The sequence below is a fragment of the Streptomyces filamentosus genome, assembly GCF_014654895.1.
GTDB classification, from domain to species: Bacteria; Actinomycetota; Actinomycetes; order Streptomycetales; family Streptomycetaceae; genus Streptomyces; species Streptomyces filamentosus.
Map to the genome: position 1 here is coordinate 1,409,190 of NZ_BNBE01000002.1, position 21,314 is coordinate 1,430,503.

Here is a 21,314-nt window from a genome sequence, read left to right on the forward strand (position 1 = left end):
GATCGCCACTTAACCCGCCAGTCACAAAGCGTTCGTGATCACGCAACACCTCTGGGTCACAGTGAAGCCATGACCGATGTGACGTCCTCGAAGAGCACCCGCCGTCCTCACCACTGGCGGCACGACCTGATCGAGCTCGCGGCTCTGTTCACCGCAGTGGTGGTGGCGGACACGATCGCCAAGACCATCGTCAAGGGCCCTGACGGCCCCTACCTCCTGGTGTTCTCGGCCATCGCGCTGATCGCCACCGCGGGCTTCCACACCTGGTGGGCCCGAAGGCACAGTCATGCTCCGCCCAGCACAACCACAGCAGCAGCCGGGCTCGCGGCGGCTTCCGGATCGGACGGCCGGACCGCCGAGACCCTGCTGTGGCGCATGAGGACCACCGTCGACGACGCTCCCGGCAGCCTGGCCGCACTGTGCACGGTGCTGGCCCGGCTCGGCGTCGACATCCTGACGCTCCAGACGCATCCGCTGACGGACGGAACGGTCGACGAGTTCCTGCTCCGCGCCCCGGATTCCCTCTCCGCTGACAACCTGGCCCGGGAGATCGAGGCCGCTGGCGGACGTGACACTTGGACCGAGCGGGCCGACGCCCACGATCTCGTGGACACCCCCACGCGAGTCCTGGGACTCGCCGCCCGCACCGCGCTCGACGCCGCCGAGCTGCCGCTCGCGCTGCGCCAGCTCCTCGGCCGGTGCACCCTGCACTCGGTGCCGGCGGTCTCCCTGACCGGCCGTCCCACCGGAGAGCAGGCACCCGTCGAAGGTGTGCTTGAAGAGACCGTGATGAAGCTGCGCGACCCCAGCGGGGGCACTCTGCTGATCGAGCGGCCGTACCCCCCCTTCACCCCGACCGAGTTCGCCCGTGCCCGCGCGCTCGTCGAACTCGACGCCCGGCTCGGCCCGCGCGTCCCGCGCAGCCAGGACGTGCTCACTCTCCCTGAGGGGAACGAGATCACCGTACGCCGCGCCGACCAGCGCGACCGCGCGGCCGCCCTCTCAATGCACGGCCGCTGCTCGACGCGCACCCTGGGCCTGCGCTATCACGGGCCGGTCGGTGACGCGGACCGCTACCTGGACCACCTGCTGAGCCCCCGCTTCGGTCGCACTCTCGCCGTGCAGACCGCGTCCGGACGGCTCGTGGCCCTCGGCCACCTGCTGTGGGACGGGGACGAGACCGAGGTGGCGCTCCTGGTCGAGGACGACTGGCAGCGGCGCGGCATCGGCTCCGAGCTCCTCGGCCGGCTCGTTGCCATGGCCGAGGAGGCCGGATGCGAGAGCGTCTACGCCGTGACCCAGGCGTCCAACACGGGCATGGTCGCGGCGATGCGGGCGCTCAACCTCCCCCTCGACTACCAGATCGAGGAGGGGACGCTGGTGATCACCGCCCGACTGGCCTCGGCCCCGCGACGGAGCGAGCAGCCGCAGCAGGCTCGACAGAGCGAGCGCTGAGTGCCTGGGTGAGATCCCGCCACAGGTCCTCGACGTCCTCCAGGCCCACCGACATCCGCAGCAGCCGGTCGCTGACGCCCGCGGCCTTGCGGTCGCCCTCGTGCACGATGCGATGGCTGATCGAGGCCGGGTGCTGGATCAGGGTGTCCACGCTGCCGAGGCTCACCGCCGGGGTGATCAGCCGGACCCCGGCGATCACCTCGTGCGGGTCTCCGTACACCTCGAAGGAGACCATCGCCCCGCCGATCGCGGGGTAGTGCACACGGGCGATCCGCGGGTCGGTGGTCAGGCGGCGTACCAGCTCCGCGGCCGTCGCCGAGGCCGCCCGGACACGGACCGGGAGGGTGGACAGGCCCCGGAGCAGCATGTAGCCGGCGAGCGGGTGGAGCACGCCGCCGGTGGCGAAGCGGACGCGGCGGAGTTCGCGGGCGAACTCCTCGTCGCACGCGACGACGCCGCCCATGACGTCGCCGTGTCCGCCCAGGTACTTGGTGGCGCTGTGCAGGACGATCCGGGCGCCGAGGCCGACCGGGCGCTGGAGGACCGGGGTGGCGAAGGTGTTGTCAACGAGGAGCGGGACCGAGCCGCAGGAGTGGGCGACGGCACAAATGTCGACCTCGGCCAGGGTGGGGTTGGCCGGGGACTCGACCACGACGAGGCCCGTGTCCGGGCGGATCGCGTCGGCGACGCCCGCCGGGTCGGTCCAGGTCACCTCGGTGCCGAGCAGGCCGGCGTCCATGAGGTGGTCGCTGCACCCGTAGAGCGGCCGGACCGCGACGACGTGCCGCAGACCCTGGCTCGCGCGGGCCAGCAGGACCGCGGTCAGGGCGGCCATGCCGCTCGCGAAGGCCACGGCGGCCTCGGCACCCTCCAGCCGGGCCAGCGCTTCCTCGAAGCGGGCCACGGTCGGGTTGTCGAGCCGGGCGTAGACGGGCGGGCCGTCGAGCCGGGCGCCGGTGGCGGCGAACTCGTCGATGCGGGCGGCCTCCGCCCGGGCGTCGTACGAGGGGTAGGTGGTGGACAGGTCGAGCGGCGGGGCGTGCAGTCCGAGCGCGGCGAGGTCTTCCCGGCCGGCGTGCACGGCTTCGGTGGCGAGCGCCTTCGGGGTGGCCGAAGGGGCGTGATCCATGGCGTCCATGGCCGCACTGTGAACGGATACCGGAAAGTAACGCCGAAACTCCGTGCTACGTTCGCCCAATGGCCGAATCTGTCGTACTGGACACGGTCGATCTGCAGATTCTCCGCCTCCTGCAGAACGACGCCCGGACCACCTATCGCGAGCTCGCCGCCGAAGTCGGCGTAGCCCCCTCCACCTGTCTGGACCGGGTGACCCGACTCCGCCGCACAGGCGTGATCCTCGGGCACCAGCTACGGCTGGATCCAGCCAAACTCGGTCGTGGCCTGGAGGCGTTGCTGCTCGTACAGGTCCGGCCCCATCGACGTGAACTGATCGGTCCGTTTGTGGAGCGGATCCGGGCCCTGCCCGAGTCCCGGGCGCTGTTCCATCTCACCGGCCCCGACGACTACCTCGTGCACGTAACCGTCGCCGACCCGGCAGACCTGCAACGACTCGTACTCGACGAGTTCACCTCGCAGCGCGAGGTGGCGCGGGTGGAAACCAGGCTGATCTTCCAGCAGTGGGAGTGCGGTCCTCTGATGCCGCCCGGCGCGGGACCGTCCTTGTCAGCCGTGTGAGTCCGGTCGAAGGTGACGGGAGGCCGACGGAGGCATCAGGATGAGACACATGCCAGAGAGTTCCCGCAGCAACCTGCCCCGTCAGGTCGCCGACGCCTACGTCGACGACCTCATCGCCCTCGACCCGATCACCGGCACCCACCTGGGAGTTCGGGAGAGCGCCGGCCGCCTTCCCGACTTCTCCCCCGAGGGCCAGGAGGCCGTGGCCGGGCTCGCCCGCCGGACCCTCGCCCTGCTCGACGAGGCCGAGCGGACCCCGGGCGCGGACAGCGACGCCGAGCGGCGCTGCGCCCGCCTGCTCCGGGAGCGGCTCACGGCCGAGCTGGCCGTGCACGACGCCGACGAGGGACTGTGTGCGGTGAGCAACATGCGTTCGCCGGTGCACAGCATCCGGATCGTCTTCACCGTGATGCCCACCGACACCGAGGACGACTGGGCGGCGATCGCGCAGCGGCTGCGGGCCGTTCCGGCCGCGCTGGAGGGGTACCGGGCCTCGCTCGCGCTCGGCCTGGAGCGCAAGCTCTTCGGTGGGCCGCGCGCCACCGCCACCTTCGTCGGACAGCTCACCGACTGGGCGGGGGGCGGGGACGGGAAGGGCTGGTTCGAGCAGTACGCCGGCTCCCGTCCCGACACGCTGCCCGAGGAGCTGCGCGACGAACTCGCCGAGGCCGCCGCCGGGGCGAGCGATGCGCTCGCCGTGCTGCGGGACTGGATGCGCGACGTGTACGTCCCCGCCGTCGCCGACGCCCCCGACACCGTGGGCCGGGCGCGCTACCAGCGCTGGAGCCGCTACTTCAACGGCACCGACCTCGACCTCGACCAGGCGTACGCCTACGGCTGGTCCGAGTACCACCGGCTCCTCGGCGAGATGCGCACCGAGGCCGACCGGATCCTCCCCGGCTCCGACCCGTGGGCGGCGCTCGCCCACCTCGACGAGCACGGCACCCACATCGAGGGCGTCGACGAGGTCCGTGCCTGGCTGCAGCAGCTGATGGACGAGGCGATCGACGCGCTGGACGGCACCCACTTCGAACTCGCCGAGCGAGTGCGGAAGGTGGAGTCGCACATCGCGCCCGCGGGCGGGGCCGCCGCCCCGTACTACACGGGTCCCTCCGAGGACTTCTCGCGTCCCGGCCGCACCTGGCTGCCGGTCGACGGGCAGACCCGGTTCCCCGTCTACGACCTGGTGTCGACCTGGTACCACGAGGGCGTGCCCGGGCACCACCTCCAGATCGCGCAGTGGGTGCACGTCGCCGACAGCCTCTCCCGCTACCAGGCCACCATCGGCATGGTCAGCGCCAATGCCGAGGGCTGGGCGCTGTACGCGGAGCGGCTGATGGACGAGCTCGGCTTCCTGCCCGACGCGGAGCGCCGGCTCGGTTACCTGGACGCGCAGATGATGCGGGCCTGCCGGGTGATCGTGGACATCGGCATGCATCTGGGACTGGAGATCCCGGCGGACTCGCCGTTCCACCCGGGCGAGCGGTGGACGCCGGACCTGGCCCAGGAGTTCTTCCAGCGGCACAGCAGTCGGCCGCCGGCGTTCGTGGAGAGCGAGCTGACGCGTTATCTGTCGATGCCGGGGCAGGCCATCGGCTACAAGCTGGGCGAGCGCGCGTGGCTGCTCGGCCGCGAGCGGGCCCGCGAGGCATACGGTGACGCCTTCGACGCGAAGCGCTGGCACATGGCCGCCCTGAGCCAGGGACCGCTCGGCCTGGACGATCTCGTGGACGAGATCTCCCGGCTCTGACCTCGCACGACGAGGGGTTTCCCCGGCGGACGGCTTGATCCGCCGGGGAAACCCCTGTTGGCTCTGCTCATGAACGACTACGCCCCGGACGCCACCGACTGGCGGATCCTCGACGCCCTCCAGGCCCAGGGCCGGGCCAGCTACGCCGAGCTCGCCCGTACCGTCTCCATGTCACCGTCGGCCGTGACCGAGCGGGTGCGCCGCCTGGAGGAGGCCGGGGTGATCACGGGGTACGCCGCCGTGGTGGACCACGAGCGGCTGGGGCTGCCCATCCTGGCCTTCGTACGGCTCCGCTACCCCACCGGCAACTACAAGCCGTTCCACGACCTGGTCGCCGTCACGCCCGAGGTGCTGGAAGCACACCACGTCACCGGCGACGACTGTTTCGTGATCAAGGTCGCCGCCCGTTCCATGCGGCACCTGGAGGAGGTCTCCGGGAAGATCGGCACGCTCGGTTCGGTGACGACGAGCGTCGTCTACTCCTCGCCGCTCCCCCGGCGTTCCGTCAGCCGCTGAGCCCGTCGCCGCCCGCGCGGAGGCGGACGGCCGAGCCGTGGCGGGACTTGGTGACCTCCAGCTGGGCCGGGATGCGGCGGCGCAGGTCGGCGACGTGACTGACGATGCCCACGCTCCGGTCCCGTTCGCGCAGCGAGTCCAGGACGTCGAGGACCTCGTCGAGGGTCTGGTCGTCGAGACTGCCGAAGCCCTCGTCGATGAAGAGGGTGTCGAGGCGCACGCCGCCGGCCTCGTCGGTGACGACGTCGGCGAGTCCGAGGGCGAGGGCGAGCGAGGCGAAGAAGGTCTCGCCGCCCGAAAGGGTGGCGGTGTCGCGTTCGTTGCCGGTCCAGGCGTCGACGACGTGCAGTCCGAGACCGCTGCGCCGGGCGCCCGCGCGCGCGTCGGAGTGGACGAGGGTGTAGCGGCCCGAGGACATCCGCTGGAGGCGGGCGGAGGCGGCCGCGGCGACCTGTTCGAGCCGGGCGGCGAGGACGTACGACTCCAGGCGCATCCGGCGCTCGTTCTCCGCGGAGGTGCCGGCGGCGAGGCCGGCGAGCCGTGCCACCCGGTCGTGCGCGGTACGCAGCGGGCCCAGGCGCCGTACCTCGTTCTCGGCCTGCCGGGCGAGGGCGGCGAGGCCGGTGACGCGCTCGCGGGCGGCGGCGAGCCCGGCGCCGGCGGCCCGCAGCGCCCGCTCCGCGGCCGTGTGGGCGGTCTCGGCGGCGGTCGGGTCGGCGGGCGGGAGCGCGGCGGCCTCCTCGATGCCGGGTTCGGCGAGCCGGTCGGCGACGGCCGCGGCCTCGGCCTGCCAGAGGTCGAGGCGGTGCCGCCGGGCCTGTTGTCCGTGCGCGTCGAGAAGGGCCCCGGCGGCCTCGTCGGGGGTGGCGAACCCGGCCTGGTAGGCAGCGTCGGCGAGTTGGGCATCTGCCTTCTTGAGGCGGTCGACGGCGGCCCCCTCCTCGCGTACGGCTCCGGCGGCGTCGGCCAGGAGGGTGATGCGCCGTTCCAGGAGGTCGGCGTGTTCGGCCACGGTGGCGAACGCGCCGCGGCCCCGGGCCACTTCCTCGGCGAGTTCGGCCTGCTGCCGCTCCAGGGCCTCGCGGTGCGAGGTACGGGCGGCGACGCGTCGCTCCGCCTCTCGCTGGGCGGCGACCCGTTCCTCGTGCTCGCGCTCGGCGCGGGCCAGCGCCTCGCGGGCCGCGTGGGTGCGGGCGGCGGTTTCGTGCGCCTCGGCGTGCAGACGGGTCAGTTCCCCGGTCTCGGCGGTGAGTTCGGCGACGGTCGGCTGACTGTGCGTCTGCCCAAGAGGAGCGGCCAGGGATTGGACCTCCTCGCGGGCCGCCGCGAGGGCCTCGCGGGTGCCGGCGAGGTCGCGTTCGGCGGCGCGGCTGGTCTCGTCGGCCTGCGTGTAGCGGGCGTAGGCGGCGTCCTCGGCCGCCTTGTCGACGTGGTCGGCGGTGGTGGGGGTGGGGGCGGGGTGGGTGGTGGAACCGCAGACCTGGCAGGGGTCGCCGTCGGTGAGGGTGGTGGCGAGTTCGGCGGCGATGCCGCGCAGGCGGCGGGCCTTGAGCTCGAGCCAGGTCTCGTGGGCGGTGTTGCGGCGCTCGCGGGCGGTCGCGTACGTCTCCTCGGCCCGGGCCAGACCGTGGGCGAGGGCGTCGCGGCGGCGGGCGGCGTCGAGGCGGAGGCGGAGGGGTTCGAGCCGGCCGGCGAGCTGTTCGGCGCGGGCGGCGGCGTCCTGTGCGGTGTCGACGCGCTCCTGGAGCGCGGCGCGCCGGGGTTCCCAGTCGGCGAGCCAGGCGGCGGCCTCCTGGAGGGCCTCCTCGTCCGCATGGACCTCCTGGTCGAGGCGGGCCCGTTCTTGGGCGATCGCCACGGCGCGGCTCTCGGCGCGGCGTGCGGAGCCGAGGGCACCGAGCTCCTCGCGGAGCCGGTTCTCCAGGGCGAAGAGCTGTTCGGCCGGGGCTTCGGCGAGGTCGGGGGGAAGGAGCGCGCGGGCGGAGGCGCGGGCGGCGAGCGCCGCAGCGTGTTCGCGTTCGGCCTGGCGGCGCAGGGAGAGGGCGGGGGCGACCCGGTCGGCCTTGAGGGCGCGGTCGAGGGCCTCCTGGTCACGGTCCCGGTCGGGGATCCGGGCGGTGAGCGCTTCGCGGCGGCGCAGTGCGTCGGCGTGCCGGGCCTGGCGGGCGGCGAGGTCCCGGATGGTCGCGGCGGCGGCGCGGGCCTCCGCCTCCGCTTGTTCGGCGGCGGCGAGGCGTACGGCGGCGATGTCGGCGGCTTCGCGGGCCTCGGTGCGGGCGACGGCGCCCCAGCCGAGGACCGCGTCGGCGAGGCCGGGTTCGCCGGGCCGGCCGTCGACGGGGGTGCGGGCGGCGGGCAGTCCGCCGGCGGCCTGGGCCATGCGGTGGGCGAGGGCGAGGAGCCGGGCGTCGCCCTCCTCGACCTGGTGGGCGGCGGTGCGGCGGAGTTCGGCGAGGCGTTCCTCGACGGCGGCGAAGCGGCGCGTGTCGAAGAGCCGGCCGAGGAGCTTGCCGCGGGCCTCGGCGTCGGCGCGCAGGAAGCGGGCGAAGTCGCCCTGCGGGAGGAGGACGACCTGGCAGAACTGGTCGCGGCTCATGCCGAGGAGCTGGGTGATCTCCTCGCCGATCTCCTGGTGCGACTTGCTGAGGCCGGTCCACGCGCGCGTGGCGGGGTCGTACTCGCGCAGCGTGCTCTGCGCCTTCTCGGTGGTGAAACCCCCGCCGCGCTTCTTGGGCCGCAGTTGGGCGGGCTTGCGGACGATCTCCAGGCGGCGGCCGCCCGCGGTCAGGTCGAGCAGGACCTCGGTGGGGGTGCCGGCGGGCGCGTGGTCGCTGCGGAGGGTGGTCCCGGGGGCCTGGCGGGCGCCGGGCACGCTCCCGTACAGGGCGAAGCAGACGGCGTCGAGGACGGAGGTCTTGCCGGCACCGGTGGGACCGTGGAGGAGGAAGAGGCCCGCGGCGGACAGGGCGTCGAAGTCGATGGTCTGGGTGGTGGCAAAGGGTCCGAAGGCGGTGATCTCCAGCCGGTGCAGCCTCATCGGTTCCCCTCGCGCTCGGTGGTGGCGGCGTCGACGCGGACGTCGTCGAAGGCGCCGTACAGCACGGTCCGTTCGGCCGGGTCGAGTCCGCCGCCGGCGCGGACGTGGGTCACGAAGTCCTCCGCGATCTGCCGGTCGCTGCGGCCCTTGAGCCGCTGGGCGTAGGAGGCGAGGGATCCGGTGTCGGCGCGCTCGGGCTCGAAGACGAGGTTGAGGGTGTGCGGGAAGCGTTCGAGGAGCCGGGTCATCGGGTCGTGGGGCCGTACGGGGTCGGTGAGGGTGGCCTCGATCCACGCGTCCCGGTGCCGGTCGTGCGCCGGGTCGGCGAGCAGGTCGTCGAGGTGGCCCCGGAGGCGGGCGAGCGGGCGGGGCACGGGGCAGTCGACGCGCTCGGCGGCGGTGACCTCGCCGCCGGCGCCGAGGTCGATCAGCCACGTGGTCTTGCGGTGGTCGGCCTCGGAGAAGGAGTAGGCGAGCGGCGAGCCGGAGTAGCGCACGCGCGGAGTGAGGGTCTGGGAGCCGTGGAGGTGGCCGAGGGCCACGTAGTCGACGCCGTCGAACACGCCGGCGGGGACGGCGGAGACGCCGCCGACGGTGATGTCGCGCTCGCTGTCGCTGGGTGCCCCGCCCGCGACGAAGGCGTGCGCGAGGACGACGGAACGGGTTCCGGCGGGGCGGGTGGCGAGGTCCGCGCGGACACGGTCCATGGCGGCGCCGAGCACCGCCTCGTGGCCGGACCTCTCGGCCCCGAGCTGCTCGCGGACGAGCGCCGGCTCCAGGTACGGCAGGCCGTAGAGGGCGACCTCGCCGTGCGCGTCGGTGAGGACGACGGGGGTTCCGATGCCCGCGGGATCGGTACGGAGGTGGATGCCGGCGCGGCCGAGGAGTCCGGCGCCGACGCCGAGGCGGCGGGCGGAGTCGTGGTTGCCGGAGATCATGACGGTGGGCACGCCCGCTTCGGCGAGGCGGTGCAGCGCGCGGTCGAAGAGTTCGACGGCGGGCAGCGAGGGCACCGCGCGGTCGTACACGTCGCCGGCGACGAGGACGGCGTCCACCTCGCGGTCGCGGGCGGTGGCGACGAGGTGGTCGAGGAAGGCGGCCTGGGCGTCGAGGAGGCCGACGCGATGGAAGGACCGGCCGAGGTGCCAGTCCGAGGTGTGCAGAAACCTCACGTCGTCGTCCCACCCCGCATGCGCGTGCTGCTCCTCGCCCCTGGTTGTTCTGGATCCTGGATCCAAAATCTCGGATTCGGGATCCTGGGTATTGGATCTTGGATCTTGGATCTGGCCCTGTGCCGGATCCACTCCCGTCCGCCCCCACGCTAACCCGGCGGAAGGGGCGGCCGGGGCCACACCTGCGAAGAGGCGGGTGGGCGGAGGGGCCGGCACGGGCGGGTACGGGAGGGGCGGGACGGGCGGAGGGACGAGTGCAGGTCAGGCGTCGCCGTACGCCTCGCCGCCGAGTTCCAGGGTGGCCGTGCCGGCCGTCGCGTCGGCGAGCCAGGCCCGGAAGGCGGGCACGTCGGTGTCGGGGAGGCCGATCTCGATGGTGACGGCGTCGGCGTACCGCACCTCCCGGACGGCGCGGCCGGTGGACCGGAGGTCGTTCTCCAGCTTTCCGGCCCGCTGGTGGTCGACGACCACGGTGGCGAGCCGGTAGCGCTGCCGCGTGATGGTGCCGAGCGCGTCGAGGGCTTCGCCGACGACGCCGCCGTAGGCGCGGATGAGGCCGCCCGCACCGAGCTTCACGCCGCCGTAGTAGCGGGTGACGACGGCGGCGACGTACCGCATCTCGCGGCGCAGCAGCATCTGGAGCATGGGGACGCCGGCGGTGCCGCCGGGTTCGCCGTCGTCGCTCGCCTTCTGCACGGACGCGTCGGCGCCGATCACGTAGGCGTAGCAGTTGTGGGTGGCCGTCGGGTGCTCCCGGCGGATCCGGGCCACGAACTCCTGGGCCTCGCGTTCGTCGGCTACCGGTGCGAGTGCACAGAGGAAGCGCGAACGGTTGATCTCGGTCTCGTGGACGCCCTCGTGGGCCATCGTGCGGTACTGCTCCTGCATCCCGCCAGCCTACGTGCCGTACGGGTCGCGTTCCGCGTCACCGGGGCCGGGCAGACCGCCCGCGACCGGAGAGGTTCCCGGCGGGTCGGGAAGACCGGCGTACGGGAGGGCTCGCAGGGCAAGTGCCCAACCCAGGCGGGCCTCGCCCGATTCACTGGAGCGGCCGGTCAGCTCGGCGACGCGACCGATGCGATTGAGCACGGTGTTGCGGTGGCAGTAGAGGAGTTCCGCCGCGCGGGAGGCGGAGCAGCCGTGGTCGAGCCAGACGCGGAGGGTGGTGAGGAGCGCGGCGCGCTCGCCGCCGGTGACGAGGACCGGGCCGAGGTGGACAGTGACGATCCGCTCGGCGATGTCGGGGCGTCCGCTGAGCAGGATCTCGTTGAGCCGTTCGTCGAAGAGGGCGGCCTCGCCGCTGCCCGCCGGGAGGGTGCGGAGGGTCTGCTCGGCCAGGCGGAGGGCGCGACCGGCCTGGGAGAGGCGTTCGAACTCGGGCGAGATTCCGGCGGTGGCGCCGGTGCGTTCGCGCAGGGCGTCGAGGAGGCGGAGCAGCGCCGGGTCGGGGCCTTCGCCGGGCGGAGGCATCCGGCCGGCGGGCAGGTCGCAGTGCGGGAGGCGGACGAGGCCGGCGTACCGTCCCGAGCGCGGGCGCCAGAACGACCACAACCCCTGGGCCTCCAGAGCGGGCGCGGAGTGCGGCGGCGCGGCCGGGTCCTGGGTGGTCACCACGACGACGTACCGGTCCTGGGCCGGTACTCCCAGGGCGGTCGCGGCTGCGGCCGCGACCGCGGGGTCTTCGGCCCGGCCGTCGAGGAGCGCCTCGAAGAGCGCGGTCCGGCGGGTGTCCTGCCGGTTCTGGAGTTCCAGCTGGGCGAGGCGGTACGCGTCAGCCATCGCGACCGAGTAGCGGTCGATGGTCTCCCAGACGGCGCCGGCGACGTCGAGTTCCAGGTCGCGGCTGTCCGCCTCGCGGCCGGTCCGGGTGGTGCGCAGGTGCTCGGCCATGCCCTGCCACAGGACCCGGCCGCCGCGCCGGTACGCCTGGAGGACGGTGTCCAGGGGAACGCCCTGCTCGGCGCGGCGGCGGCCGGTCTCGCGGGCCGCGCCCTCGAAGTCGCCGCCGGTCGGGGCGAGCCCGCCGAAGTCCTCCAGGGCCCGCAGCAGGTTGTCGCGGCAGATCGTCCACAGGTCGTCGCGGGTGACGGGATTCCCGGAGGCGTACGTGCCGGAGTGGGCGTGGATGTCGTCCACGGCCCGGTCGGTGAGCCCGTCGAGATCGACGAGCAGTGCGGTCGCGAGCGAGCGGCGCAGGGCGCCGGAGCCGCCCGCCGATCCCAGCCGGGTGTGCGCCCCGCGCGAGGTGGTCTCGCGGGACGGGCCGGCGACGCTCCTCGGTTCCCGGCGTCTCGGCGCCGAGGACGACGGGCCGGGCGACGGGGGCCGTGACAGGTCGGGTGCCGGATCGCGCGGAAGGCCGGGCGGAGGAACGGGCGAGGGGTCGGGGGCGCCGGGCGGGCTGGGCGTCATGGGTCGCACCGTAGCGCCGCGCTTTGGCGGATGCCACGCTCCGGTGGCGGCGGAGGGGCCGATGCCCAGCTCGGAACCGTACATGGTGGGCGTCTGCACATGGCCTCGCGGTGCTCCCACGATCGATTCTGTGCCGTGTCACGGAATGTTGACACCGCCGTCAACCCCGCGTTTCTGGAGCGTGTCATGTCACTGAGCGTCGCCGGCGTGCTGGGCGAGTCCGCCCGCCACTTCCCCGACCGGATCGCCGTCGTCGAGGGCGCGAGCCGGTTCACCTATCGCGAGCTGTGGGACGCGGCGCTGCGCTGCGCCGCCGGGCTGCGCGAGGCAGGGGTGAAGCCGGGTGACCGGGTGGCGGTGCTGCTGCCGAACACCGTCGAGTTCCTGCGCGTCTACTACGGGGCGCTCGCCGCCGGTGCCACCGTCGTGCCGGTGCACGCGCTGCTCGTCGCCGACGAGGTCCGTTTTGTGCTGGAGCACAGCGGCGCGGTCGCGATCGTGAGCGGCGGCCCCCTGTGGGCGGTCGCCGACGAGGCGGCGCGCGCGGCCGGGGTGCGGGCGTTCCAGGGTGCACCGTCGGCGCCGGAAGGGTTGCCCGCGGCGGAGCCGGCCGAGCCGTCGGACACGGCAGTGATCCTCTACACCAGCGGCACCACGGGCCGTCCCAAGGGGGCGCGGCTGACGCATCTCAACATCGTCATGAACGCAGCCGTGACTTCGCAGGACCTGCTCGGTCTCGGCGCGGGCGACGTCGTCCTGGGCTGTCTGCCGCTGTTCCACAGCTACGGTCAGACGTGCGCGATGAACGGGACGCTGCGTCAGGGCGCCACGCTTGTGCTGATGCCCAGGTTCAGCGGCCCGGCGGCGTTGGAGGTGCTCGCCGACGAGGGCGTGACGGTGTTCATGGGCGTGCCGACCATGTACCACGCACTGGTGGAGGCCGCGGCGGGATCGGACCGGCGGCCGGAGGCGTTGCGGGCGGCGGTCTCCGGCGGGGCGGCGCTGCCGGTCGCCGTCCTGGAGCGCTTCGAGGAGACCTTCCGGACTCCGGTCCTGGAGGGGTACGGCCTGACGGAGACCTCGCCGGTGGCGACGTTCAACCAGCCGCACCTCGGGAGGCGTCCCGGCACGGTGGGGCATCCGGTGTGGGGTGTGGAGGTCGGGATCGCCGACGCGGCGCTCGACGGCGAGGTCCGGCTGCTGCCGGACGGGGAGGTCGGCGAGGTGGTGGTGCGGGGGCACAACGTCTTCGCCGGCTACCTCGACGATCCGGAGGCGACGGCCGCGGCGGTCGTCGACGGCTGGTTCCGCACGGGCGACCTCGGCGCGCGGGACGAGGACGGTTTCCTGCGGATCGTGGACCGGAAGAAGGACCTGGTGATCCGCGGCGGTTTCAACATCTACCCGCGCGAGGTCGAGGAGGTCCTGGTCCGTCACCCGTCCGTGTCGGAGGTCGCCGTGATCGGCGTTCCCGACGAGGCGAAGGGCGAGGAGGTGTGCGCGGTGGTGGTACGCCGCGAGGGAGCCTCCCCCGTCACGGAGGACGAACTCGTCGACTGGGCGCGGGAACGGCTCGGCCGCCACAAGTACCCGCGCGTCGTCCGCTTCGTCGACGCGCTGCCCCTCGGCCCGACCGGCAAGGTCCTCAAGCGCGCCCTGCTGACGCCCGGGGTCTGACCCCAGGCCTGCCCCGGATTCATGGGCCTCGGGTCCACGGGTCTCGGCCCCTGGACCCCGGCCCCTGGATCCCGGTTCATGGACCCGGTCGGAGGGCACCCCCTCCTCTCTCTCGACGTGGAAGGACGCAGCGCCATGACGGCACAGGGACAGGAGCGGCATCGGGGCCGGGATCGAGATCGGGGTGCCGTGTACGGGGTAGGGGTTCCTCAGGTCGCTCTCGCCTGCGGGAGGGTGAGCGGGGTGTTGGTGGCCCGCGGCGTGGCCGGCTTCCTCGGTGTGCCGTACGCGCGGGCGCCGTTCGGGCCGCTGAGGTTCCGGGGGCCGGAGCCGGTGGAGCCCTGGGAAGGGGTGCGGGAGGCTGCGGAGTTCGGACCGACCGCGCCGAAGCGACCGTACGCGCCGCCGTTGGACGCCCTGTTGCCGGACCCCACGGTCGAGGGTGACGACTGTCTCCATGTCAACGTCTGGGCTCCATGGGGTCCCAGCGGTCCGGCATCCGGACCGGATGTCGGACCGGATGCCGGACTGGGCACCGGACCGGGTGCCGGACCAGGTGCCTGCTTGGGCAGCGGCCCAGTCCTCAGGGCCGGTGGAGGGCGGCCGGTGATGGTGTGGATCCATGGCGGGTCGCTGATCCACGGTTCGAACGCCGTGCCCGTGTATGACGGGACCGCGTTCGCGCGCGACGGCGTCGTCCTCGTCTCCGTCAACTACCGCCTCGGGATCGAGGGGTTCGGGGTCTTTCCCGACGCGCCCGCCAATCTCGGGCTGCGGGACCAGATCGCCGCGCTCACGTGGGTGCGGGAGAACATCGCGGCGTTCGGTGGCGATCCGGATCGGGTGACGGTGTTCGGCGAGTCGGCCGGCGCGATCTCGATCGCCGCGCTGCTCGCCTCGCCGCTCGCGCGCGGGCTGTTCCGGCGGGCGGTGGTGCAGAGCGGGGCGCCGATGGCGCTGCCGCTGGAGCGGGCCCGGCGGACGACGGAGGCCGTGGCGAAGCGGTTGGGGGTCCCCGCCACGGCGGAGGCGTTCGCGGCGGTGGACCGGGACCGCCTGCTCACGGCTCAGACGGAGGTGACGACGAAGGGGTCGCCGCTGCTGGGCGGGCACTCGTTCCAGATCGTGGTGGACGGCGACGTGCTGCCGTGCGATCCGGCGGAGGCGTTGCTGGGCGGTGGCCCCGGGAGGGGCTTCGGTGATGGCGTCGGCAGGAGTGCCGGCGAGGGTGTCGCTGAGAGTGCCGAGAGAGGTTCCAGTCGACGCGTTTCTGGGCGGTTGCCCAAGGGACGGGGTTCGGGGCAGGGCTCGGGGCGTGGTCCCGACGGGGCGGAGGTCGACCTGCTGCTGGGGACGACGGCGGAGGAGTACCGGCTCTGGTTCGTGCCGAGCGGGCTCGTGGAGCGGCTGTCGCCGCTGATGCTGCAGCTGGCGCTGTGGAAGACAGGGGTGCCGTCCCGTACGGCGCGCGTCTATCGGGCGAACCGGCCGCAGGCCCGGCCCGGCGAGGTGCTGGGGGCGCTCGCGACCGACAAGTTGTTGCGGGTTCCGCTCAACCGGCTCGCCGACGCGCGGCTGCGGTCGGGGGCGGCGGGCCGCACGTACCTGTACGAGTTCGGCTGGCCCTCGCCGGTGCGGGGGTTGGGCGCCTGCCACGCGCTGGAGCTCGGTTTCGTCTTCGACACCCTGGACACGCCGGAGGCGAAGGCGATGACGGGGCCGGACGCGCCGCGCGAGTTGGCGGCGGCGATGCACGCGGCGTGGGTGGCGTTCGCGGCGGAGGGTGATCCCGGGTGGCGGGCGTGGGACGCGGAGCGGCCGGTGATGACCTTCGGCCCGGGGCGGCCGTCCCTGGTCCTGGCCCCGCGGGAGGACGAACGGCGCTCCTGGGACGTCTGATCAGGCCGCCGAGTCCTGGGGGGGCTGGTGCCGGGGTGCTGTACGGGAAGGATCGCGGGGTGCGCGGGGTTCGTACCGGAGGAAGACCCCGTACGGGACGAAGGCACGAAGGAAGGCATCAGGGATGAGCGTCGACATCACGACCAGCGAGGCGACGGAGCGTTCCGAGGAGGAGACCGTCCGGCGGATCCTGACGAGCACGGGCGACACCTGGGCGATCGTGGGCCTCTCCTCCAACCAGGAACGCGCCGCGTACGGGGTGGCCGCCGTTCTCCAGCGCTTCGGCAAGCGGATCGTGCCGGTCCACCCGAAGGCGGAGACCGTCCACGGCGAGCCGGGGTACGCCTCGCTCGCCGACGTCCCCTTCCCCGTCGACGTCGTGGACGTCTTCGTCAACAGTGACCTGGCCGGTGAGGTGGCCGACCAGGCACGGGAGGTCGGAGCCAAGGCGGTCTGGTTCCAGCTCGGCGTCGTCGACGAGGCCGCGTACGCCCGGACGACGGACGCGGGCCTGGACATGGTGATGGACCGCTGCCCCGCGATCGAGATCCCGCGACTGGGCTGACGCCCAACGGGCGGGCCCGGCGTGCGAGCCGGGCGGGCGGCGGCCGGAGCAGCGCGAACGGGGCCGGGCCGCCGGTCGGAGTGGGATGTGCGCAGGCCGGGAAGTGTTCCCGGCCGGCTGTCACGTCGTCGGCAGGCCCAGGCCCTCCAGGACGACGGCGTTCGGAAGCTGGGCGAATGCCTTGCCCGGCATGATGATCTTGCCTCGGCGACGGCCGCTGCCGATCAGGACCCAAGGGGTGTCGACGACGGCGGCGTCGACGAGGAGGGCCCAGTCGGCGGGGAGACCGACGGGGGTGATGCCGCCGTACTCCATGCCGGTGTCGCCGGTCGCGGTGTCCATCGGGGCGAAGCTCGCCTTGCGGGCCCCGAGGTGCTTGCGTACGACGCCGTTGACGTCGACGCGGTTCGCGGACTTGACCAGGCACGCCGCGAGGGTCGTCGCCTCACCGCGCCGGCCGGCGACGACGACGCAGTTGGCGGACGCGTCGAGGAGGCCGGGGCCGTGGTGCTCGACGAAGACGGCGGTGTCGGCGATGGCCGGGTCGGTGTCCACGTACAGGATCTGGTCCGCCGGCACCGGACCGGTCCAGGCGCGGACGGCCTCGGCTACGGGCGGGGTCAGGAGGTCGAGGCAGTCGGGGGCGGGGCGGACGTCGTCGAAGTCTCCGATGGGTGCGCGCATGCGCGCCACGCTAACGACTCCCGTCCCCCGCGCGGTCGGCCGTCTCACCGTACGGGCCCGCCGCCCGGGCGGACGGCAGGACCGGGCGGGACCGGCAGGAGCGGCAGGAGCGGCAGGAGCGGCAGGAGCGGCAGGAGCGGCAGGAGCGGCAGGAGCGGCAGGAGCGGCGAGGGCCGCTTACCGGTCGTGCGGGGGTTTCAGCGGGCGGGCGGGATCGAGACGGCCATCGTCATCTCCACCGTCTCCTCCCCGTCGTTGCGGTACTCGTGCGGGGCGGACGCCTCGAAGACGGCGGAGGTCCCGGCGGGGACGGTGTGCTCGACGCCGTCGACGGTCAGGGTGAGGACGCCGGCGACGACGTGGAGGAGTTCCGTGGTGCCCTGCGGGTGCGGGTCGGAGGCGCTGCCCTCGCCCGGCACGAGGGACCAGGACCAGAGTTCGAGGGGGCCGCGGGCCTCGGTGCCGACGAGGAGGGTGGTGTGGCTGCCGGCGGGGGTGGACCACATGCGGACGGCCTGCTCCGGCGGGACGAGCCGGACGTGGGGGCCCTGTTCGTAGTCGAGGAGCGTGGTGATGGAGACGCCGAGGGCGTCGGCCAGCTTGACGGTGGTCCCGACGCTCGGGTTGGTCCGGGCCTGCTCGATCTGGATGATCATGCCGCGGCTGACCCCGGAACGGGCGGCGAGCGCGTCCAGGGTGAAGCCCCGCTCGTTGCGCCAGCGTTTGAGGTTGCGGGCGAGCGACTGGGTCAACTGGTCGAGGTCCGACACATTCCGTCCAATATCCTGGATGACATAGTTCAACAGACTGCACTACGGTGAGATGCACCCGATCGTGCACTGCACTGTACTGCCCCGCTCCACCCGCACCTGCCTGCGAGGATCCATGACCGCCGTGTTCGCCCTGGCCACCGCCCTCTTGTGGGGTTTCGCCGATTTCGGGGGCGGCCTGCTCACCCGGCGCATCCCGGCCCTGACCGTCGTGGTCGTCTCGCAGGTCCTCGCGGTGCTCGTCCTCGGCGCGGTCGTCCTCACCACCGCCGCCTGGACCGAGGCCGGGCCGCAGCTCTGGTACGCCGTCGCGGCCGGCGTCGTCGGTCCGGCCGCCATGCTCGCCTTCTACAAGGCGCTCGCGCTCGGCCCGATGGGCGTGGTCTCTCCGCTCGGATCGCTCGGCGTGGTCGTCCCCGTCACCGTCGGCCTGGTGCTCGGCGACCGTCCCAACCTGCTCCAGGCCGGCGGCATCGTCGCGGCGGTCGTCGGCATCGTCCTCGCGGGCGGGCCGGAGCTGCGCGGCGCGCCCGTCCAGCGACAGGCGATCTTCCTCACCCTGTTCGCCGCCTTCGGGTTCGGCGCGGTCATGGCCCTCATCGCGGAGGCGTCGACGACCGTCACCGGGCTGTTCCTCGCACTGTTCGTGCAGCGCGTCACCAACGTCGCCGTCGGCGGCGGCGCGCTGCTCCTCTCCGTCCGGCGCGGCGGGCGCGCGCTGCCGGAGGAGGGGTTCCGGGTGATCCGCGACGCGCTGCCCGCCCTCGCCTTCGTGGGCCTCGCCGACGTCGCGGCGAACGGCACGTACGCGCTGGCCGCGCAGCGTGGCCCGATGCTCTTGGCCGCGGTGCTCGCCAGCCTCTACCCGGTCGTGACCGCGCTCGCCGCCTTCGGGGTCCTCAGGGAACGGCTGCGCACGATCCAGGCGGCCGGGGCGGGGCTCGCGCTCGTCGGCACGGCGCTGATCGCGGGCGGCTGACGGAAGACAAACGGCCGGGGGCAGGGACTTGAGGTCGGCGGTTACGGGCGACGACCGGCGCGCCGCCGCGCACGACCACACGCGGCAGCGGCCGAAGCGGCCGCGATCCGGTGAAGGGTGACGGCGCTCAGGAGGTTGACGTCCCGACGGCCGCCTCGGCGGACTCCACTGCTTCCGCCACCTTCACCGCCTCTACCGCTTCCGCCGCCTTCCCCGCCTCCACGGCTTGCGCCGCCTGCGCCGTCTTCTCCGCGACCTCCTCCGACTCCGCCGCCGCCTGTTCGAGTTCCCAGACCGCCAGGGCCGCCAGTTGCTCGGGCGTGACGTTCTCGGGGATCGGTTTGGGGGCCGGGGTGCGCAGGGGCGGCTGCCACCCCTGTTCCGGGTCCCAGCGGCGTACGACCCTGGCGGGAGCGCCCGCCACCACCGAGTGGTCGGGCACCTCGCCGCGTACCACCGCGCCGGCCGCCACCACGACGTTGCGGCCGATCCGCGCGCCCGGCAGGATCACCGCCCCCGTGCCCAGCCAGCAGCCGGGGCCGATCGAGACCGGCTCGGAGCGGGGCCACTGGCGGCCGATGGGCTCGTGCGGGTCGTCGTAACTGTGGTTGGTCGAGGTGATGTAGACGTACGGCCCGCAGTACGTGTCCGAGCCGATGGTGATCGTCGTGTCTGCGATGACGTGGCTGCCGCGGCCGAGCACGACGCCGTTGCCCAGGGTGAGCACCGTCTCGGTGCCGAGGTCGAGGCCGGGGAGCATGCCGGCGGTCAGGGTGACCTGCTCGGCGATGATGCAGCACTCGCCGATCTCGATCCACCGCTCGCCGAAGACCGTGCCCTGCGGGAAAGCAAGCCGGGTGCCCGCGCCGAGGCGACGGAACCGGAGGCGTCCGGGGTGCTCCGCGGTCACCGCGCCCGCCTGCTGCGCCCAGCGCCAGCCGCCCTGGAGGGCGTGGGCGACGGCCCGGCGCCGCCAGGCGGCGAAGGATGAGAACGTGTTTCCGTTTTTGGGCACACCGACACCGTAGTCGGCGGTGTCGGACCTGATCAGTGCGGTCCCTTGTGATGTCCGTCATGGGCTCGGCATAGGGTGCGGGCAGACAACCGGAAGGCGCGACACCCCCACGGCCGCACGGGCCGTACGGACCCTCAGGAGTGACCCCATGGCAGAGGCGTTGATCAAGGCCGTCGGCGGCAAGGAGCCGAGCGTCGACCCGACCGCGTTCACGGCCCCGACCTCGGTCGTGCTCGGCGAGGTGACGCTCGGGGCGCGCACCAGCGTCTGGTACCACGCGGTGCTGCGCGCCGACTGCGGTCCCATCACCGTCGGCGAGGACTCCAACATCCAGGACAACTGCACCGTCCACGTCGACCCGGGCTTCCCCGTCTCGATCGGCGACCGGGTGACGGTCGGCCACAACGCGACGGTGCACGGCTGCGTCATCGAGGACGACGTGCTCGTCGGCATGGGCGCGACCGTGCTGAACGGCGCCCGGATCGGGGCGGGCTCGCTCGTCGCGGCGCAGGCGCTGGTGCCGCAGGGCATGGAGGTCCCGCCCGGCTCGCTGGTCGCGGGCGTCCCCGCGAAGGTGCGCCGGCCACTGACGGAGGAGGAGCGCGCGGGCATCCGGCTGAACGCCGAGATGTACCTCCACCTGGCCAAGGGGCACGCGGAGGCGTACGCCGACTGACGGCAGGACCCCGTACGCGAAAGCCGTACGCCTGCCACCGCAGGGCCCCGTACACCACAGCCGCACGCCGGCCGCGCAAGACCCCCGTACGCGACGAGGGCGGCTCCCGGGATCTCTTCCGGGGGCCGCCCTCTCGTTTCGTTCCGTACGGGCACGCGCGCGTGACGGGGAACGGAAGCGCTCAGTCCGCGGTGGCCGCTTCCAGGGGCGCCTCGGGGCGCTGCTCCGCGGAGGCGGCGGCAGCCTTCTTGGCGCGGTTCTTGATGATGAGCATCGAGGCGACGCCGACGAGGACGGCGAGCACCAGGCCCAGCCAGGAGAACCGCTTCAGCCACGCCTCGGCGACGATGCCGACCGAGTAGATGACGGCGGTGGTCCCGCCCGCCCAGAGGATGCCACCGAGGACGTTGGCGATGAGGAACTTCCAGTACGGCATCTTCAGGACGCCCGCGAGCGGCCCCGCGAAGATCCGCAGGAGGGCGATGAAGCGGCCGAAGAAGACCGCCCACATGCCCCACTTCTGGAAGGAGCGTTCGGCGAGCGCGATGTTCGCCTCGCTGAAGTGCCCGGGGAACTTGCCGCCGAGCCAGGCGAGCAGCGGGCGGCCGCCCCTGCGGCCGATGGCGTACCCGATCGAGTCGCCGACGATCGCGCCGACGGTGGCGCAGGTGCCGAGCACGTACGGGTTGATGTCGCCGTGCTGCGAGGCGAGCAGGGCCGAGCTGACGAGGACGATCTCGCCGGGGAGCGGGATGCCGAGGCTCTCCAGTCCGATCACCACCCCCACCAGCGCGTAGATGGCGACGGCCGGGATCGTCTCCAGCCATTCCTGGACGTGCAACGCGGGTTCCTCCCGTCGGACCGGCGCGGCCCAGGTCCCGGGCCGCTGCGGTGGCGCGCCCCGCGTCGGGCGCGCCGGGGAAGCCTACCCCGGCGGCCCGAACGCCCGCCGAACCCCGCCGGTCCCCGCACCGAACGCCTCGCGGCCCCTCGCCCGCCGCCCGTCACCGGC

General features: G+C 73.5%; 18 protein-coding genes. 9 read left to right on the top strand and 9 right to left on the bottom strand.

Annotation, left to right across the window (positions count from 1 at the left end):
• The first annotated feature begins 69 nt into the window (after positions 1-69).
• Positions 70-1,455, top strand: a complete 1,386-nt coding sequence (locus IE326_RS25255) for a GNAT family N-acetyltransferase (protein WP_190043092.1) — start codon at positions 70-72, stop codon at positions 1,453-1,455.
• Here the strand turns inward: IE326_RS25255 and IE326_RS25260 are convergent.
• On the bottom strand, positions 1,385-2,593 hold the full coding sequence (locus IE326_RS25260; RefSeq protein ID WP_190043093.1) for a trans-sulfuration enzyme family protein: 1,209 nt from the start codon (positions 2,591-2,593) through the stop codon (positions 1,385-1,387). The genes IE326_RS25255 and IE326_RS25260 overlap by 71 nt on opposite strands.
• Before the next feature lie 59 nt (positions 2,594-2,652).
• Between IE326_RS25260 and IE326_RS25265 the strand changes: the two genes are divergently transcribed.
• From IE326_RS25265 to IE326_RS25275, 3 genes are all read left to right on the top strand, one after another.
• Complete coding sequence (locus tag IE326_RS25265) at positions 2,653-3,150, top strand: Lrp/AsnC family transcriptional regulator (RefSeq protein ID WP_190043094.1); 498 nt, start codon at positions 2,653-2,655, stop codon at positions 3,148-3,150.
• A 40-nt stretch (positions 3,151-3,190) separates the two neighbouring features.
• Positions 3,191-4,900, top strand: coding sequence for a DUF885 domain-containing protein (locus IE326_RS25270; protein WP_373310257.1), 1,710 nt, complete (start codon positions 3,191-3,193; stop codon positions 4,898-4,900).
• A 69-nt stretch (positions 4,901-4,969) separates the two neighbouring features.
• Complete coding sequence (locus tag IE326_RS25275; RefSeq protein ID WP_150227097.1) at positions 4,970-5,416, top strand: Lrp/AsnC family transcriptional regulator; 447 nt, start codon at positions 4,970-4,972, stop codon at positions 5,414-5,416.
• Here the strand turns inward: IE326_RS25275 and IE326_RS25280 are convergent.
• The 4 genes from IE326_RS25280 to IE326_RS25295 all read right to left on the bottom strand — a co-directional run bounded on the left by IE326_RS25280 (position 5,406) and on the right by IE326_RS25295 (position 12,037).
• A complete protein-coding gene (locus IE326_RS25280) occupies positions 5,406-8,453 on the bottom strand; it encodes an AAA family ATPase (RefSeq protein ID WP_190043096.1) in 3,048 nt (1,015 codons plus the stop codon). The two genes, IE326_RS25275 and IE326_RS25280, sit on opposite strands and share 11 nt — an antisense overlap.
• Positions 8,450-9,625, bottom strand: a complete 1,176-nt coding sequence (locus IE326_RS25285) for an exonuclease SbcCD subunit D (RefSeq protein WP_190043097.1) — start codon at positions 9,623-9,625, stop codon at positions 8,450-8,452. The genes IE326_RS25280 and IE326_RS25285 overlap by 4 nt, the downstream gene beginning before the upstream one ends.
• A gap of 261 nt (positions 9,626-9,886) precedes the next feature.
• Positions 9,887-10,513 carry a YigZ family protein gene (locus tag IE326_RS25290; protein ID WP_190043098.1) on the bottom strand — a complete coding sequence of 209 codons (627 nt, stop codon included), beginning with the start codon at positions 10,511-10,513 and terminating at the stop codon, positions 9,887-9,889.
• Positions 10,514-10,522: 9 nt separating this feature from the next.
• Positions 10,523-12,037, bottom strand: a complete 1,515-nt coding sequence (locus IE326_RS25295; protein ID WP_229915610.1) for a PucR family transcriptional regulator — start codon at positions 12,035-12,037, stop codon at positions 10,523-10,525.
• A gap of 186 nt (positions 12,038-12,223) precedes the next feature.
• Between IE326_RS25295 and IE326_RS25300 the strand changes: the two genes are divergently transcribed.
• From IE326_RS25300 to IE326_RS25310, 3 genes are all read left to right on the top strand, one after another.
• Complete coding sequence (locus tag IE326_RS25300; RefSeq protein ID WP_190043099.1) at positions 12,224-13,714, top strand: long-chain-fatty-acid--CoA ligase; 1,491 nt, start codon at positions 12,224-12,226, stop codon at positions 13,712-13,714.
• Between the two features lie 189 nt (positions 13,715-13,903).
• The gene (locus IE326_RS25305) at positions 13,904-15,613 is read left to right on the top strand and encodes a carboxylesterase/lipase family protein (protein ID WP_373310287.1); all 1,710 of its coding nucleotides are present in this window, start codon (positions 13,904-13,906) and stop codon (positions 15,611-15,613) included.
• A 124-nt stretch (positions 15,614-15,737) separates the two neighbouring features.
• Complete coding sequence (locus IE326_RS25310) at positions 15,738-16,178, top strand: CoA-binding protein (RefSeq protein ID WP_150227103.1); 441 nt, start codon at positions 15,738-15,740, stop codon at positions 16,176-16,178.
• Positions 16,179-16,298: 120 nt separating this feature from the next.
• Here the strand turns inward: IE326_RS25310 and IE326_RS25315 are convergent, their stop codons facing one another.
• Positions 16,299-16,862, bottom strand: a complete 564-nt coding sequence (locus tag IE326_RS25315; protein ID WP_190043101.1) for a YbaK/EbsC family protein — start codon at positions 16,860-16,862, stop codon at positions 16,299-16,301.
• A gap of 197 nt (positions 16,863-17,059) precedes the next feature.
• Positions 17,060-17,632, bottom strand: a complete 573-nt coding sequence (locus IE326_RS25320; protein ID WP_150227105.1) for a helix-turn-helix domain-containing protein — start codon at positions 17,630-17,632, stop codon at positions 17,060-17,062.
• Positions 17,633-17,747: 115 nt separating this feature from the next.
• Between IE326_RS25320 and IE326_RS25325 the strand changes: the two genes are divergently transcribed.
• Positions 17,748-18,611 carry a DMT family transporter gene (locus IE326_RS25325; protein ID WP_150227106.1) on the top strand — a complete coding sequence of 288 codons (864 nt, stop codon included), beginning with the start codon at positions 17,748-17,750 and terminating at the stop codon, positions 18,609-18,611.
• A gap of 127 nt (positions 18,612-18,738) precedes the next feature.
• Here IE326_RS25325 and IE326_RS25330 read toward each other — a convergent pair whose 3' ends face one another.
• Positions 18,739-19,626 (bottom strand): acyltransferase, encoded by an 888-nt coding sequence (locus IE326_RS25330; RefSeq protein ID WP_229915612.1) that lies wholly within the window; start codon positions 19,624-19,626, stop codon positions 18,739-18,741.
• A gap of 148 nt (positions 19,627-19,774) precedes the next feature.
• On the opposite strand from IE326_RS25330, the gene IE326_RS25335 reads away from it, so the two are divergent.
• Complete coding sequence (locus tag IE326_RS25335) at positions 19,775-20,302, top strand: gamma carbonic anhydrase family protein (protein WP_190043102.1); 528 nt, start codon at positions 19,775-19,777, stop codon at positions 20,300-20,302.
• 181 nt (positions 20,303-20,483) lie between these two features.
• Here IE326_RS25335 and IE326_RS25340 read toward each other — a convergent pair whose 3' ends face one another.
• A complete protein-coding gene (locus tag IE326_RS25340) occupies positions 20,484-21,143 on the bottom strand; it encodes a DedA family protein (RefSeq protein WP_150227109.1) in 660 nt (219 codons plus the stop codon).
• Positions 21,144-21,314 lie beyond the last annotated feature (171 nt).